Source organism: Streptomyces sp. HNM0645, assembly GCF_030056615.1.
Classification (GTDB): Bacteria; Actinomycetota; Actinomycetes; order Streptomycetales; family Streptomycetaceae; genus Streptomyces; species Streptomyces marianii.
In genome coordinates this window covers 126,458-141,530 of the sequence record NZ_JASHLT010000007.1, presented here as the reverse complement: position 1 = coordinate 141,530, position 15,073 = coordinate 126,458, and the positions used below count along the sequence as shown (strand labels likewise).

At 71.5% G+C, this 15,073-nt stretch carries 10 protein-coding genes and 1 riboswitch; of the genes, 6 read left to right on the top strand and 4 right to left on the bottom strand.

Annotated elements, in window-relative coordinates; genetic code table 11:
* Positions 1–9 precede the first annotated feature (9 nt).
* Positions 10–1,623, top strand: a complete 1,614-nt coding sequence (locus tag QMZ92_RS06575; RefSeq protein ID WP_283296253.1) for a DUF5691 domain-containing protein — start codon at positions 10–12, stop codon at positions 1,621–1,623.
* A 320-nt stretch (positions 1,624–1,943) separates the two neighbouring features.
* Here QMZ92_RS06575 and icmB read toward each other — a convergent pair whose 3' ends face one another.
* Positions 1,944–2,351: a coenzyme B12-dependent isobutyryl CoA mutase small subunit gene (gene icmB, locus QMZ92_RS06570; protein ID WP_269732476.1), complete on the bottom strand. Its 408-nt coding sequence runs from the start codon at positions 2,349–2,351 to the stop codon at positions 1,944–1,946.
* A 409-nt stretch (positions 2,352–2,760) separates the two neighbouring features.
* Between icmB and QMZ92_RS06565 the strand changes: the two genes are divergently transcribed.
* Together QMZ92_RS06565 and QMZ92_RS06560 are read left to right on the top strand one after the other, a co-directional pair.
* Positions 2,761–3,720: an esterase/lipase family protein gene (locus tag QMZ92_RS06565; protein WP_283296252.1), complete on the top strand. Its 960-nt coding sequence runs from the start codon at positions 2,761–2,763 to the stop codon at positions 3,718–3,720.
* 211 nt (positions 3,721–3,931) lie between these two features.
* Positions 3,932–5,557, top strand: a complete 1,626-nt coding sequence (locus QMZ92_RS06560) for a M23 family metallopeptidase (RefSeq protein ID WP_283296251.1) — start codon at positions 3,932–3,934, stop codon at positions 5,555–5,557.
* A gap of 359 nt (positions 5,558–5,916) precedes the next feature.
* On the opposite strand, the gene pcrA is transcribed toward QMZ92_RS06560, so the two are convergent.
* Positions 5,917–8,394, bottom strand: a complete 2,478-nt coding sequence (pcrA, locus tag QMZ92_RS06555) for a DNA helicase PcrA (RefSeq protein WP_283296250.1) — start codon at positions 8,392–8,394, stop codon at positions 5,917–5,919.
* A gap of 210 nt (positions 8,395–8,604) precedes the next feature.
* Positions 8,605–8,773: riboswitch (cyclic di-AMP (ydaO/yuaA leader) on the top strand.
* On the opposite strand from pcrA, the gene QMZ92_RS06550 reads away from it, so the two are divergent.
* Positions 8,772–9,950: a C40 family peptidase gene (locus QMZ92_RS06550; protein WP_283296249.1), complete on the top strand. Its 1,179-nt coding sequence runs from the start codon at positions 8,772–8,774 to the stop codon at positions 9,948–9,950. Its footprint overlaps the riboswitch before it by 2 nt.
* Positions 9,951–10,175: 225 nt before the next feature.
* Here the strand turns inward: QMZ92_RS06550 and QMZ92_RS06545 are convergent, their stop codons facing one another.
* Positions 10,176–10,529, bottom strand: a complete 354-nt coding sequence (locus QMZ92_RS06545) for a hypothetical protein (protein ID WP_283296248.1) — start codon at positions 10,527–10,529, stop codon at positions 10,176–10,178.
* A gap of 251 nt (positions 10,530–10,780) precedes the next feature.
* Here QMZ92_RS06545 and QMZ92_RS06540 point away from each other — a divergent pair, with 251 nt between their 5' ends.
* Both QMZ92_RS06540 and QMZ92_RS06535 read left to right on the top strand, forming a co-directional pair.
* Entirely contained in the window at positions 10,781–11,830 is a 1,050-nt protein-coding gene (locus QMZ92_RS06540; protein ID WP_283296320.1) for a C40 family peptidase, read from the top strand.
* Between the two features lie 781 nt (positions 11,831–12,611).
* On the top strand, positions 12,612–13,343 hold the full coding sequence (locus QMZ92_RS06535; protein ID WP_283296247.1) for a hypothetical protein: 732 nt from the start codon (positions 12,612–12,614) through the stop codon (positions 13,341–13,343).
* A gap of 370 nt (positions 13,344–13,713) precedes the next feature.
* Here QMZ92_RS06535 and QMZ92_RS06530 read toward each other — a convergent pair whose 3' ends face one another.
* Positions 13,714–14,853: an alpha/beta hydrolase gene (locus QMZ92_RS06530; RefSeq protein ID WP_283296246.1), complete on the bottom strand. Its 1,140-nt coding sequence runs from the start codon at positions 14,851–14,853 to the stop codon at positions 13,714–13,716.
* Between the last annotated feature and the right edge of the window lie 220 nt (positions 14,854–15,073).

Below are 15,073 nucleotides of genomic sequence, written 5' to 3'. Positions count from 1 at the left end.
GAGGCCCTGATGTCCAGCATCCGCACGAACGCCTGGGACGAACTCGTCACCTCCGCGCTGCTCGGCACCGACCGGCGCACCTTGCCGGCCGACGTCCTGGCGCCCGGCCGCGAGGCGCCCGTCGCTCTGCTCGACGCCGCCGCGGTGCACACGGTACGCCGGCGAGCCGGACTGCGGCCCGCGGCGGCCCGGCCCCGGCCGGAGCCCGCGCCGCCGGACGACCGGCGGGAGCTGCCCGAACCGGCCCGCCGGCGGCTGGCCGTACTGCTCGCGGACCGGGCCGCCCCCGCGGGCTCCGGAGGGCGGCGGGGAGCCGCGCCGGATCTGACGGAGCTCCTGCCGCAGTGGCTCGCCGCCGCCAACGAGCGCGGCTACCGCGCCCCGGCGTCCGCGTTGCCCGCGCTGCTGGACGCCGCCCGCGCCCGCACCGATCTGCGGGCCCCGGCGCTGCGCTTCGCCGGCCCGCGCGGCAGCTGGCTCGCCGGCCTCAACCCCGAGTGGAAGTTCGCCCTCCGCGGCACGGCGCCCGGCACCGCCCTGCCGGCGCCGGGGGACGGCCGGGCCGTCCGCCGGCTGTGGGAGGAGGGCCTGTTCGCGGAACGGGTCTCGCTGCTCGGGTCGCTGCGCGCCCACGACCCGGCAGCCGCGGTGGCACTGCTGGCGGAGACCTGGCCGACCGAGCGCGCGGAGGACCGGCTGCTGTTCCTGGATTCGCTGCGCACCGGACTTTCCGACGCGGACGAGCCCTTCCTGGACCAGGCCCTGTCCGACCGCAGCCGCAACGTCCGGGCGACGGCCGCCGAGCTGCTGTCCGCTCTGCCGGGCTCCGCGCTCGCGGGGCGGATGGCGGCGCGCGCGGCGTGCTGCGTCGGCCTGGACCTCACGGCGGCCGTCGCGACGGTCGCCGTCGAGGCCCCGCACGAGTGCGACGCCGGGATGGAGCGTGACGGGGTCGTCCCGACCGCCCCCTCCGGACGCGGCGAACGGTCCTGGTGGCTAGGGCAGCTGGTGGAGGCGGCCCCGCTCGCCACCTGGCCGGAGCGGCTGGGCGGGCGGACGCCGGAGGAGATCGTCGCGCTGCCGGTCGCCGACGGCTGGGGCGACGAGCTGCACGCCGCCTGGTGCCGGGCCGCTGTGCGGCAGCACGACGCGCAGTGGGCCCGGGCACTGCTGGGGGCGCCCTCCCAGCCGCCCGCGACCGGCCCCGGGACGTCCTCGCTCGGCGAGCGGGCCAAGCTTCTCGCGACGCTCCGGGCGGCGGAGCGAGCCGGGTGGGTCGCCGGGTTCATCTCCGCGCACGGACTGTCCGAGGCGTTCCAGCTGCTCGGTGTCTGCGCGATTCCGTGGGCGGAGCCGCTCGGCCGCGCCGTCGTCGACGCGCTGGACATCGCACGGGACGCGGGGAGCTACCCGTGGAGCTTCAGCGGTGTCATGGGCCTCGCCGAGCGCTGCCTCGATCCCGTCGAGGCGAGCCGGCTGGAACTCCTCACCGCCATCCCGGACGAGCCCGAAGGAGCGTCACCGGGGGCGGGCAGCTACTGGTCCGAAGCCTTCCGGCGACTGGTCTCGACGCTCAGGCTCCGCGCGGAGATGCACGCCGAGCTGTCGGCGCAGCCGCGCTGATCGCGGCGGGCGCGGTGGTGCTCCGCCCGCGGCGCCCGGGGGCCGTACCTCCGGGAAGGGCACCGCGATCACCGCCTCCCCGCGGGCGGTGCCCGGGGCTTCGTTCCACGCGCGGCGGCGACACGCCGCGCTTCCGTGGGGGCACCTCCGTACCGGGCGAGGCACCCGGCCCCGCGCCGAAGCACTCCGGCGCGGCCGCCGGCACCGAAAGGCCAAGGGCACGGCCACGTCGCCGCCCCCAGGTGCGGAGGAACATCCGCCGGCCGAAGGGCAGCGGAAGGGCCGGACCCGCGGAAGCCGCCGCGTCCCGCCGTGCGTGCCTACGCCGCCTGGCGGACGTTCGCGTTGACCCAGTCGACGATCGACGCCGTCGTCGCTCCCGGAGTGAAGATCTCCGCGACGCCCTTCTCCTTCAGCGGAGGAATGTCCGCCTCGGGGATGATCCCGCCGCCGAAGACCTTGATGTCCTCCGCGTCCCGCTCCTTGAGCAGTTCGAGCACCTTCACGAAGAGCGTGTTGTGCGCGCCGGAGAGGATGGAGAGGCCGATCGCGTCGGCGTCCTCCTGGATCGCGGTGTCGACGATCTGCTCGGGGGTCTGGTGCAGCCCGGTGTAGATGACCTCCATACCGGCGTCCCGCAGGGCTCGTGCGATCACCTTCGCGCCGCGATCGTGGCCGTCGAGACCCGGCTTGGCCACCACCACGCGGATCGGACCGGTCACACCCATCACTGCCTCCACATACCGACTGTGCCGCCATGGGCACTGTGCCCTCATTGGCACCCAGCCGCCCCGATCGACGCGCTGTGTGCCGTCCTGGCACGGATCCCGTGCCAGGCCCGTGCCGACGCGGGCCCGGGAGGTGAACGAACGTTATCTACAGATCTACAGCATCCCGCAAGCAGTCGTTTCGCGGTGGACGGCGAGGGGGAAATCACACATGGGACATATTCGCTACGCGCCGTACCCGCCGGAGGACCTCGGGCCGCGGTCGGGACGCCGCGAGGGAGCCGCTGTTCGGTCGCCGTGATCACCGTGTCGCCAGCCGCGCGGCCCGGCGGTCGGCGCCGTGGGCAGCCCCATGAGGGCACACGGGGGACGGAGCCGCGACCCCGTGCGCCAGTCGGGAGGTCGGGCCATGGGGTTCCTGCCGCTCTTGCCGCTGAGGATGTCGGTCGCCCTGCTGCGCGCCACGGCCCTGGAGCTGGCCATCCTCACCGCGCGCATGATCGTTTACCCCTCGGGCCTGTTTCCGGAGCGTCGCTCGCCCGGACCCGCCGCGGGATCACCGCACCCCGACGGACCCTCGCACCTCGGCACGACCCCGCACGCCGACGGACCAACGCTCCCCGGCTCCCCTGACGCCGGGACACCCGACGCCCCTCCGGACTCCCCGGACTCCCCGGACTCCCCGGACTCCCACAAGCTTCCGACGCTCGCCGCGCTCCCCGCGCAGTCATCCCCGTATCCGCCGGCCGTGCTGCTCCACGGCTTCGTGGACAACCGGTCCGTGTTCGTCGTGCTGCGGCGGTGCCTGGTACGCCAGGGCGGGCGCCATGTGGAGTCGCTCAACTACTCACCGCTGACATGCGACATCCGGACCGCCGCCGAGCTGCTGGGCCGCCATGTCGAGGAGACCTGCACACGCACCGGCCGGCAACGGGTCGACATCGTCGGCCACAGCCTCGGCGGTCTCATCGCGCGGTACTACGTCCAGCGGCTCGGCGGCGACCGGCGGGTCCGGACGCTCGTCACCCTCGGCACGCCCCACGCGGGCACGCGCGTCGCCCCGCTCGCCAGCGCGCACCCCATCGTGCGCCAGATGCGCCCGGACTCCGCCGTGATCGAGGAGCTGCGGGCGCCCGCGCCTGGCTGCCGGACCAGGTTCGTCAGCTTCTGGAGCGATCTGGACCAGATCATGGTGCCGCTGGAGACCGCAAGGCTGGAGCATCCGGATCTGATCGTGCGGAACGTCCACGTGAGCGGCATCGGCCATCTGGCACTCCCGGTCCATCCGGCGGTCGCGGCGGGCATCCGCGAGGCACTCGAGGCGCCCGGTGCGGAAGCCGAGTCGCCCGGCGCCGTTTCCGTGGCGTGAAGTCGAACAACGATCGAACGTAAGGCCAAAGCTCTGCCCGCAGTCCGCCGAAACACGGCCGAATGCCCGTTTCCCGCTTCACCAAAACCTTCCGAAGATTGTCGGCGTCGCATACCGCCGGGTACAGTCGCGCCACTGCGTTGCCTCTGGGACCCCCCGTTCGGGACGGCCCCCAGACCCTGGTCCTGCTGCCGAGGCGAGAGAGAAGTTGGTGAACGACCAGCACCCCCACGCCGGGTACGACGCGTACGCCACCGGCAGCTTCGACACCGACCCGCTCTTCGGCGTCATGCCGGGCGGTCACGAGGACGGTCACCTCACCCACGGCGGCCAGTACGACAGCGGCCAGTACGACGCGACGCAGTGGTCCTCCGCCTCCTCCACGGGCCACGAGGTCTACGGCGACGCCCAGCATGCGTACGGGCAGCAGTACGACGCAACGCATTTCGACGGCGCGCAGTACGACGCCACCGGCCAGTGGGACGCCAACGCCTGGAACGAGGCGGGGCAGTTCACCGCGACGCAGTTCGAGAGCGCGGCGCAGACCTACGACACGGGCGGCCAGTGGACCACGGCCGGCTACGGCGCGGCGACGTCGTACGAGACCGGCGCCTACGACGCCACCGCGTGGAACTCGGCCGGCGCTGACGCCACCGCCGTTCACCCGCAGTACGGCGACCACACCGGGCAGCTGCCCGGAACCGGGCACTCCGAGTACCCGGGGTACGGCGAGCAGCACGACCCCGCCGGGACCTTCGCCCACGAACAGCTCACCCCCGCAGCCGAGTTCGGCACCTCCCACGAGACGCAGCCCGGCACCGCGTCCGGCTACGAAACCGAAGCCGAGCACGGAGCCGAGCCCGGCTTCGGCGGCGAGGCCGCGATCGACTCCGCGGCGGAGCACTCCGATCGCTCGGAATACTCCGAGTACGAGCCGGAGCGGCCGGCGGCATCGGACGCGCACGACGGGGAGCCGGATTCAGGCCACGACCACGAAGCCGAGCTGATCGCCGGCGCAGCCACCGTCGCGGCACCCGCCGTCACCCTCCCCTCCGCCGCCTCGGCCCGCCCCGTGCGCAGGGCCGGCGGCGCCCGCGGCCGCCGCCGCACTCCCGCCAAGCGTTCAGCACTCCTCACCGTGGCCGTGCCTTCCGTCTGCGTGATGGGGGTCGCCGGTGTCGCGGCGGCCTCGGTCGGCGGACTCACCGACGGCGAGCAGCAGAAGGACGCCAACACCGCGGTCACGGCAGCCGATGCGTCGTCCGTGAAGCCGGTCGCCGCGAACAACGCCCTCGACACCCAGCTCGCCGCGCTCAACGCCGACGTCCGTGACTTCGGCGACCGTGCGAGCCGGACCCAGGAACGCATCGACCTCAAGGCGCGCCAGGAGGCGGAGCGCAAGAAGCGCGAGGAGGAAGCCGCCCTCCGCGAGCGGCTGCGCCCCAAGTTCGCCCTCCCCGTCGCCCAGCGCGGACTCAGCGCCTACTACGGCCAGGCCGGTGTCAACTGGATGTCCATGCACACCGGAATCGACTTCCCCGTCTCGTACGGGACGCCGGTGATGGCCGCGACCGACGGCACCGTGCGGACGCAGTGGAACAGCGCGTACGGCAACATGGCCATCGTCACCGCCGCGGACGGCACGGAGACCTGGTACTGCCATCTGAGCAGCACCAAGATCCGCTCCGGCAAGGTCAAGGCCGGTGAAGTCATCGCCTATTCGGGCAACTCGGGCAACTCAACCGGTCCACATCTGCACTTCGAGGTACGGCCCGGCGGAGGGGCCGCGATCGACCCGCTGTCGTGGCTGCGCAGCCACGGTCTCAGCCCGACCTGATCCGGCGGGCGCCCGTACGTACGCCCCGGCCCGAACCACCCGGCCCGTCGTGCGCTTTCCGCGACCGCACGTGAGCCCTCGGCCCGCTCCCGGACCGGCGCACCGCCGGCCCCGCGCGAGTCCGTCGGCCACGGCCGCAACCCTCAGGGCCTGCCGAGCCCGCCGGTTCACGCCCCACCCCGGGCCGCCCGCACCCGTCAGGTCGAGCCGGCGCCGCCCATCGCACCTGCGCGCGTTGCGGTGGGCGGTGCACCGGCCCGCTCAGGTGCCGCGCAGGCGCCCGCCGCAGAGCCCCGCGGCACCCCGCGGCACGCCGTGTCCCTGCGGATCGCTCCGGATTCCGACCGGTTCTCAGCCCGTCAGAGCTTCTCCACCGGCGCGTACCGCAGCAGCAGCCGCTTCGGCTTGGCGTCGCCGAAGTCGATCGTCGCCTGGGCGTCAGCGCCCGAGCCCGTCACCGCCGTCACGGTCCCCAGTCCGAACTGGTCGTGGGTGACGCGGTCCCCCACGGCCAGGGTGATCACGGGCTTGTCCGTCGTCCGCCGCGTGGCGAAGCCCGACGGGCCGGAGCGGGACCGGGACGACGAGAGCGCCGAGGCGATGCCGGACGTCGGCCCCGCGGGCGCCGCCACCGGGCCCGTCCGCTTCCACTGCAGGTGTGCGTCCGGGATCTCCTCGAGGAAGCGCGAGGGAGGGTTGTAGGCGGGCTGGCCCCAGGCGCTGCGCATCGAGGAACGCGTCAGGTAGAGGCGCTCACGGGCACGGGTGATCCCCACGTACGCCAGACGGCGCTCCTCCTCCAGTTCCTTGGTCTGGCCGAGCGCCCGCATGTGCGGGAAGACGCCGTCCTCCATGCCGGTGAGGAACACGACGGGGAACTCCAGGCCCTTCGCCGTGTGCAGGGTCATCAGCGTGATGACGCCGCTGCCCTCCTCGTCCTCGTCGGGGATCTGGTCGGAGTCGGCGACGAGCGCGACCTGCTCCAGGAACTCGGCGAGCGTACCCGCCCCCTCCTCGGCGCCGCGCCCCTGCTCGAACTCCAGGGCCACCGCCGCGAGTTCCTGGAGGTTCTCGATACGGGTCTCGTCCTGGGGGTCGGTGGAGGCCTGCAGCTCGGCGAGATAGCCGGTCCGCTCCAGCACGGCCTCCAGCACCACCGCGGGGCCCGCGCCCGAGTCGACGATCGTGCGCAGCTCCTCCATGAGCGTGTTGAAGCGCTTCACGGCGTTGGCGGAGCGGGCTGCCATGCCGTACGCCTCGTCGACGCGGCGCAGCGCCTGCGGGAACGTGATCCTCTCCCGCAGGGCGAGCGCGTCGATCATCGCCTCGGCGCGCTCGCCGATGCCGCGCTTCGGGACGTTCAGGATCCGCCGCAGTGGCACGTTGTCCTCGGGGTTGGCGAGGACCCGGAGGTACGCCAGGACGTCCCGGACCTCCTTGCGCTCGTAGAAACGCACACCGCCGACGACCTTGTACGGCAGGCCGACGCGGATGAAGATCTCCTCGAAGACACGGGACTGGGCGTTGGTCCGGTAGAAGACCGCCACATCGCCGGCCCTGGCTTCGCCCGCGTCCGTCAGCCGGTCGATCTCGTCGGCGACGAACTGGGCCTCGTCGTGCTCGGTGTCCGCGACGTAGCCGGTGATCTGCGCTCCGGCGCCCGCGTTCGTCCACAGGTTCTTGGGACGGCGGCTCTCGTTGCGTTCGATCACGGCGTTGGCCGCGGAGAGGATCGTCTGGGACGAGCGGTAGTTCTGCTCGAGCAGGATCGTGGTCGCGTCCGGGTAGTCCTCCTCGAACTGGAGGATGTTGCGGATCGTGGCGCCGCGGAACGCGTAGATCGACTGGTCGGCGTCACCCACCACGCACAGTTCGGCGGGGCCGAGGTCGTCGTAGCCCGTGCCGACCAGCTCGCGCACGAGCGTGTACTGGGCGTGGTTGGTGTCCTGGTACTCGTCGACGAGGACGTGACGGAACCGGCGCCGGTAGTGCTCGGCGACGTCCGGGAACGCCTGGAGCAGATGGACCGTGGTCATGATGATGTCGTCGAAGTCCAGCGCGTTGGCCTCGCGCAGGCGGGCCTGGTACATCCGGTACGCCTCGGCCAGTGTCTTCTCGAAACCTCCCCCGGAGCCCTCGGCCTGGGAGTCACCCCCGCCTGCCTGGTCGGCGAAGGCCTCCTCGTCGATCAGCTCGTTCTTCAGGTTCGAGATCTTGGCGCTGAACGACTTCGGCGGGTAGCGCTTCGGGTCGAGGTCCAGATCGCGGCAGACCAGTGCCATCAGCCGCTTGGAGTCGGCGGCGTCGTAGATCGAGAAGGACGACGTGAAGCCGAGCCGCTTGCTCTCGCGGCGCAGTATGCGGACACACGCGCTGTGGAAGGTGGAGACCCACATGGCGCGGGCGCGCGGGCCGACGAGGTGCTCGACGCGCTCCTTCATCTCGCCCGCGGCCTTGTTGGTGAACGTGATGGCCAGTATCTGGCCGGGGTGGACGTCGCGGGTCGCCAGCAGATGGGCGATCCGGTGGGTCAGCACCCGGGTCTTGCCGGAGCCGGCGCCGGCGACGATGAGCAGCGGCGATCCCGTGTGGACGACGGCGGCGCGCTGCTGCTCGTTCAGCCCGTCGAGCAGGGCCGCCGGGTCGATGGCGGGGCGCGGGGCACCGTTGCGGTAGTGGGTGTCACCGGACGGGGGCGCGTCGAACCTGCCCTCGAAGAGGTCGTGCGGGACCTCGTCCGCGGGCAGGTGCTCGTCGTCCTCCGGTGGCGGGGGCTCCTCCGGGGCCGCGGTGCGCTGGAGGTCCGCCAGGAAACTGTCGTCAAAGAGGCTGCTCATCGCTCTCCGAGTCTAGGCGGCCCCACCGACGGCCCGCCGCCGCCTTCGCGGGAATCACCATCGGACACCTCCAGTCATGACACGGACACATAGTGCCAAGGTCACGGAAATGTATCGGGCAAATCGACCACTCTCCTTCACAGCAGCACCACACTTTGGCTAGCGTGCTCGCCCAGGCGGCCCGTACCCCCTTCGGCGAACCACGCCGGCCGGGCAGCCGCGCCGAATCCGTGCCCCTCACAGAGGAGTTCGGAACCGGGGACCCACTCACAAGCACAACCGGGGTGAATCGGGCCTGGTTTCACCTGGCCCGTAGGGCAAACCTTCCGTTCCGTCCGAACCCGACAGCTAACCCGGTAGGCGTTCCACGGAAGGAGATGCCGGCCTTGGCGTCGCACCGCAAGCCGCGCAGCCGCACACGTACGAACACACCTGCCGTCGGGATCACGACGGCCGCCATAGCGGGGGTCTCGCTCCTCTCGGCACAGAATGCGACAGCCGATCCGAAGCCCAGCATCGAGGAAGTCCAGAAGAAGGTCGACGACCTCTACCGCCAGGCTGGTTCGTCGACCCAGGAGTACAACAAGGCGAAGGAGGCCGCCGAGCAGCAGCGCCGCAAGGTGGACCGGGCCCTCGACGAGGCCGCCGAGCGCACGGAGGCCCTCAACGAGTCCCGGCGCGCCCTCGGTTCGTACGCGACCGCCCAGTACCGCACCGGCGCCGTCACCCCGACCGCCGCGCTGCTCTTCGCCGACAACCCTCAGTCCTACGCCGACCAGACACAACTGATGGACCGGCTGACCGAACAGCAGCGCGGCGCCGTCACCGACTACGAGACCCAGCGGGCCGAGGCGGCGAAGCAACGCGCCCAGGCCACCAGGAGCCTGGAGACGCTCACGGACTCGCAAGATTCGCTGCGCGTCAGGAAGCAGGCCGTCCAGAAGAAGCTCGCCGAGGCGCGGGAGCTGCTGTCGCAGCTGACCGCCGAGGAGCGCGCACGGCTCGCCGAACTCGAGCGCAAGAAGGAGGAGGAGGCCCGCCGGAAGGCCGAGGCGAGGGCCAAGGCGGAGGCCGAGGCCGAGGCCGAGGCCGAGCGGCAGCTCCAGGAGCGTGAGCGGGAGGAGCGGGAACAGGCGGGCACGGACACCAGCACCGGCACGGACACCGGCACGGGGACGGTCTCCGGAACGACCGGCGGCACGTACGCGGCCAAGGCCGAGAAGGTGCTGTCCTTCGCGCGGGCCCAGATCGGCAAGCCGTACGTCTGGGGTGCGACGGGCCCGAGCTCGTACGACTGCTCCGGGCTCACCCAGGCCGCCTGGCGCGCGGCGGGCGTCGACCTGCCCCGGACCACCTGGGACCAGGTGAAGGCCGGACAGAGTGTGGCGACGGCCGACCTGCTCCCGGGTGACCTGGTCTTCTTCTACGACGACATCAGCCATGTCGGGATCTACATCGGTGACGGCAAGATGATCCACGCCCCCAAGCCGGGCGCGAACGTCCGCGAGGAGTCGATCTACTACATGCCGATCCACAGCAGCATCCGGCCCGCGTAGCGTTCACGCGGGCCGGAGACCCGCACCGCCGCACTCGCGGAGTCACGGACTCGCGCCACAAGGCCCTTCGCAAGAGGGGGGTTGCGGCGCGAGCCGTGTACGGGAGGGCGGTGCGGCGGAGACCGGTCCCGGGGCCCGGTCCGTCACGGAGGCTCCCGGGCGGCTCGGGGCCGCGCGGCCGTGATGCCGCCGCCGCGGGCGGGACGCCCGGGGGCTCCGGACCACTCAGGTCCAGAGGGTCGCGATGAAGACGTTCGCCAGGGTCAGGCCGCCGACCGCCCCGAACAGCCCCTTGTCCACGGTCTCCTCGTCCCGCTTGACGTAGACCAGGGCAAGGATCACCAGGAGCACGGCGAGCTTGATGCCGATCTTGAGGTTGTTCACGGGCTGGTCGTCCGCCTGGTTCAGTCCGACCAACGCCACGCCCGTCACCAGCATGGTCAGCGCGCCGTGCAGCATCCCGGGGGTGAAGCGCGCCGTCCCCGCCCCCATCGCCTTCATCTGGGTGAGGAAGCCGCCGAGCAGCGCCGCGATACCGATGATGTGCAGGGCGACGAAGACATTGATGAGTACGTCCATGGCACCGGAGCCTAGCCGGACGGTCCCAAAGCGAACCCGGGCGGTCCATCTCATGCCAATTCCGTTCATGGTGCCACTTCTCCGTGACCGGGAGCTCTAGCGTCCTCACCCAGGTGGCCGGCTTCACCACCGTCCGTTACCCGGACGGCTGCCGACCGCCCCCGCCGGAAGAGCCGGTGGCGGGCCGCTCCCCCTGTGCGGTCCGCCGCCGGTACCCGTACCGGCGGGCCCCTACGGAAGGACAGGCCCTCGTGGCAGCGCACCGCAAACCCAGGCAGCGCACGCTTCCCGGAACCGCCGCACGCCTCTCCGCCACTCTCGCGCTCGCCGGTGCGGCCACCGCCACCGCCTTCGAGGGCGCCGGGCACGCCGAGCCGGTGCCCGCTCCGGACGAGGTCCGGGCCGGGGCTGACCGGCTCTACCAGGAGGCGGAGGCCGAGACCGAGGAGTACAACGGGGCGAAGGAGAAGGCCGATACGGCACGGAGGGAGGCCGGGGAACTCCGTGACGAGGCCGCCCGGCGCACGGAGCGCCTGAACGCCTCCCGCGACGCGCTGGGTTCCTTCGCGACGGCGCAGTACCGGGCGGGCGGCCTCGATCCCGCCCTGCGGCTCGTCCTCGACTCCGACCCGGCGCGATACCTCGCGGGCGCCGAGCTGACCGAGCGGGTCGGCGACCGCCAGGCCGCGGCCCTCGCCGCGGTGCGGCGGCAGATGAGGGAGCTCGAGCAGGTGCGCGCCGAGGCCGGTGAGCGGCTCGCCGAGCTCGAGGAGCAGCGGGCACGCGTGGCCCACCACCGCGCGGAGGTACGGAAGAAGCTGGCCGCGGCCGAGGCCCTGCTGGCACGCCTCACCGCCGAGCAGCGCGCCGCCTACGCCGGCCGGGACGGCACCGCCACGGGCCGTGCGGACCGCGCCACGGTCCGCACCGCGCCCGCCGTCGACGCGCCCAACCCCCGTGCCGCACAGGCCGTCGCCTATGCCTACGGGGCACTCGGCAAGCCCTACGTCTGGGGCGCGACGGGGCCGTCCGCCTTCGACTGCTCGGGGCTGACCCAGGCCGCCTGGCGCTCCGCCGGGGTCGCGCTGCCGCGTACCACGTACACCCAGATCAACGCGGGACAGCGGGTGCCGCGGTCCCGGCTCGCGCCGGGAGACCTGGTGTTCTTCTACTCCGGCGTCTCGCACGTGGGGCTGTACATCGGCGATGGCCGGATGATCCACGCCCCTCGTCCGGGAGCGCCCGTACGGATCGCGCCGATCGACCAGATGCCCTACGCGGGAGCGACGCGTATCGCCTGAGGGCTGTCCCGCGACCCCGGGGACCGGCGCGCTGCGTCGGATGCAGTGCGTCGGAAGGCGGAGAGTCGTCCCCGTACCGGGTACATTCGGGAGATTCGGCACAGCACCGCTCCAGGTCCCGCCACGAAAGCAGATCTCGCAGATCGATCAGGGGGCAAGCGCCCTGACACCGCTTCCACACGGGTGAGTTCACCGGCCGACCGGGCCGCGAGGTCCCGGGCCAGGTCGCGGTCCCGTGCCGCGGGAGGGGAAGTGCTGCAGCCTGTGCGGCCCGCCATGCCCCAGCGCCTCGGCCAGTGCCCAGCGGTTGCGCCGTTCCAGCTCCGTCCAGTTCGCCGGCCGCCTACCCAACGCATGCACGGATCGAAGCGGCGGGGCTGAGAGGGAGGTCACACGTCACCGTGCCAGCCCCCGAATCGCCCTGGCGTACGGCACGGTCGTGCGCGGCAGCTCGGTCAACCGGGAGCGCTGCGTGGGGACTTCGAGTACCGGGTGGGAACGGCAGGACCCTACCGCCGAACTACCCAACGGTAACCTCAAATTTCACACAGCTTCTCGACGTCGCTGGACGCGGCAGAAGTGCCCACCTACGCTTCTTGGTGTCCCAACGGTCTTTCCATATACCCGAGTTGAGATGTTACCGGGGTCGGCCAGTCGTGAACATGCATACGCCTTGACCCCCGCGCACAACAGACATCGCCGGGACCGGGAAACACCCCACAAGTGCCGTGCCTGCGACACGCGCACGCGCGGCTGCAAGGTGAGACGAAAGGAGACTCTCATGCCGATCAAGGTCCAAGGAGTCGAACTGCAAGGCGGCAACATCAGCACGGCGTCCCAGAATGTACACGATGCCGTGATTGACATGGGGGACGAGAAAGGGTGGACAAAGCAGGAGTCAGTGGACAATGCCGCACTAGCACAAGAAAGGGTGGGGAAGTTCTTCGGGCAGCACAGGCAGGAAGACTTAGAGTTCACCACATGGAAAGTTTTCGCCGAAAGGCTCTTGGAGACTAAGCTAGTCGGCGACAGAGTCAAGGACGGTGGCGCGGATAAGGAGCTTGCCGCCGCCGCCGCGATCAACGGACAGCGCGCGAACTCCAAGTGGCTGCCGGACTGGGTCGGGAAGAAGTTCAGCAGTACCTTCGACGACCGCGATCCCGACATATACGCCAAGACCAGCGGCGGGGAAAAGGACGAATCAGCCACGATCAAGGCCGACGTACTGTCCGATAACGGCCTCGGAGTGGTTGGACCTCCAAGCAAGTTCGACAAAAGAGCGCACACCATCGGCATCTTCAAGCTGCTTGGCGTTGTGGCGAAATCCCACGGAAAGACAGGTCACTCCTTCATCTACCGGGGAGAGAAGTACACCGATAAGGACATCGAAAAGGTCGTGGCGCTGACAGGGTGGGCCCATGATGCCGGCCTTACGGCGTGGGTCGAGGACGACAGCGGAAAATTCGTTGTGGCGCACAAGGACGAGAAGCTTTTGAGGCAGCAGCTGCAGTAAGGGGTGCCGCATCGGCCGACCCTCGACTCCAGCGACATCTTCACATGTGATCGCTGTCGCTGGAGTCGAGGTGGGGGCGTCCAGGGCTCCGTCGTTCTCCCGGTCGGCCCTGGAGCCGCGGGTACGGACCCGACGTCCCAAGTCGGGGACGGTGAGCGGTTCGTGACGGGTGACGGATACGCGTGCAGGCACGGCTTCCGGTGATCACGGGGTGTCGAGTTCACCGACACGGCAGCTGAAGTCTTGATCGCTGGCGTGTCTGTGCAGGTCAGGGGCAGCGCGGGCACGGGAGCGGCCACTGGGCGCATGCTGAGAGTCGGATCCGTCTCGCCGACACGGCCGGGGGTGAGGTCGCAGCGGCGCGCGGCCGTCAGCGGCCCGCCGCCGACGGCGTCGTCCCTCGCTCGTAGCCGACCTGGCGGGTCAGCCAGAAGAAGACGTCGGGGACCTGCCGCCGCCACTCGCCCGTGTCGTGCGCACCGCCGATCTCGACAACCTCGACCGTCGTCGGGGGCATGGCGGCGGAACGCAGTGCGAGGCCCGACTCGAAGCCGTCGCCGCGTGCGCCGGAGACGAACAGGGCGGTGCGCGGCGGCGTCGTCGCGGACCGCAGGATGGCGAGCGGGTCGTTGGCGCGGCGCAGTTCCCCGTCCCAGCCCGCGAGCGACGCCTTCTCGGCTGCCGGGTCGTTGTAGCCCGACAGGCTCACCCCGGCGCCGTAGCGGTCCGGGTGGGCGACGGCGAGCTTCGCCGCACAGTGTCCGCCCGCCGAGTAGCCGGCCACGGCCCAGCCCTCCGGGCGCTGCATGGCACGGAAGTTGTCCATCACCATCCTGCGGACGTCGACGCTCAGCCAGCTGTCGGCGTTGATCCGGCCCGGGATGTTCGCGCAGCCCGTGTCGACCCGGCCGAGCAGGGTCGTGCGCGGGGCGACGAGGATGAACGGGGCGATCTCTCCGCTCTCCATCAGCGGCCGCAACTGCTCCTGCACCTCGAGCGTGGCGAACCACGCCTTCGCCGACCCCGGGTACCCCGGCAACAGTTCGACGACCGGGAACTTCGTGTTCCGGTAGGCGGGTTCGTCGTACTGCGGGGGCAGCCAGACGTAGACCTCGCCGCGGACGCCCGACACCTGCCCGGTGAGTTCGGTGACCTGGACGCCCTCGCCCAGGAGCGGATCGGTCACGCGTCCGAACGTCACCCTGCTCTTGGGGAGGTCGGCGAAGCGCACCCCGCCCAGTCCGTCCGTTCCGAGGTCGGACGCGGCCTCGACGTGGTCGCCCGTGCCGAGCAGGTCCTCCCAACTGCCGTACAGACCGTTGCTGTTGTTCACGGCGACGAACACGGCCACCAGCGCGGTCGCCTGCGCGAAGCCGAGCATCGCCAGCCGGACGGCGACCCGCACCAGGGCCGGGCCGCGCACCCTGCTCCACAGGACCAGCGGCAGCAGCACCGCGACCGCGGCCAGCACGATCGAGGTCACGAAGAAGGAGGTACCGGTCAAGCTCATCACGGACGGTTAGAGGGAGCGGACCCCTCCCCGGTTGCCGCGTACGCGGGGCGTTTTCGTCACACATCCGCCTCATGCCGGATTCGTGGACACGGGGTGAGCGGGCCCGGTGCAGGCTGGAGGCGCAGGCCGGCCGCGCGGGCGCGCGTCCCGTCGCCGCCGCCCGTACGCCTCGCCGACCGGTCGTCTCGTCCGGCGGACCGCGACGACCCCGTCCCGC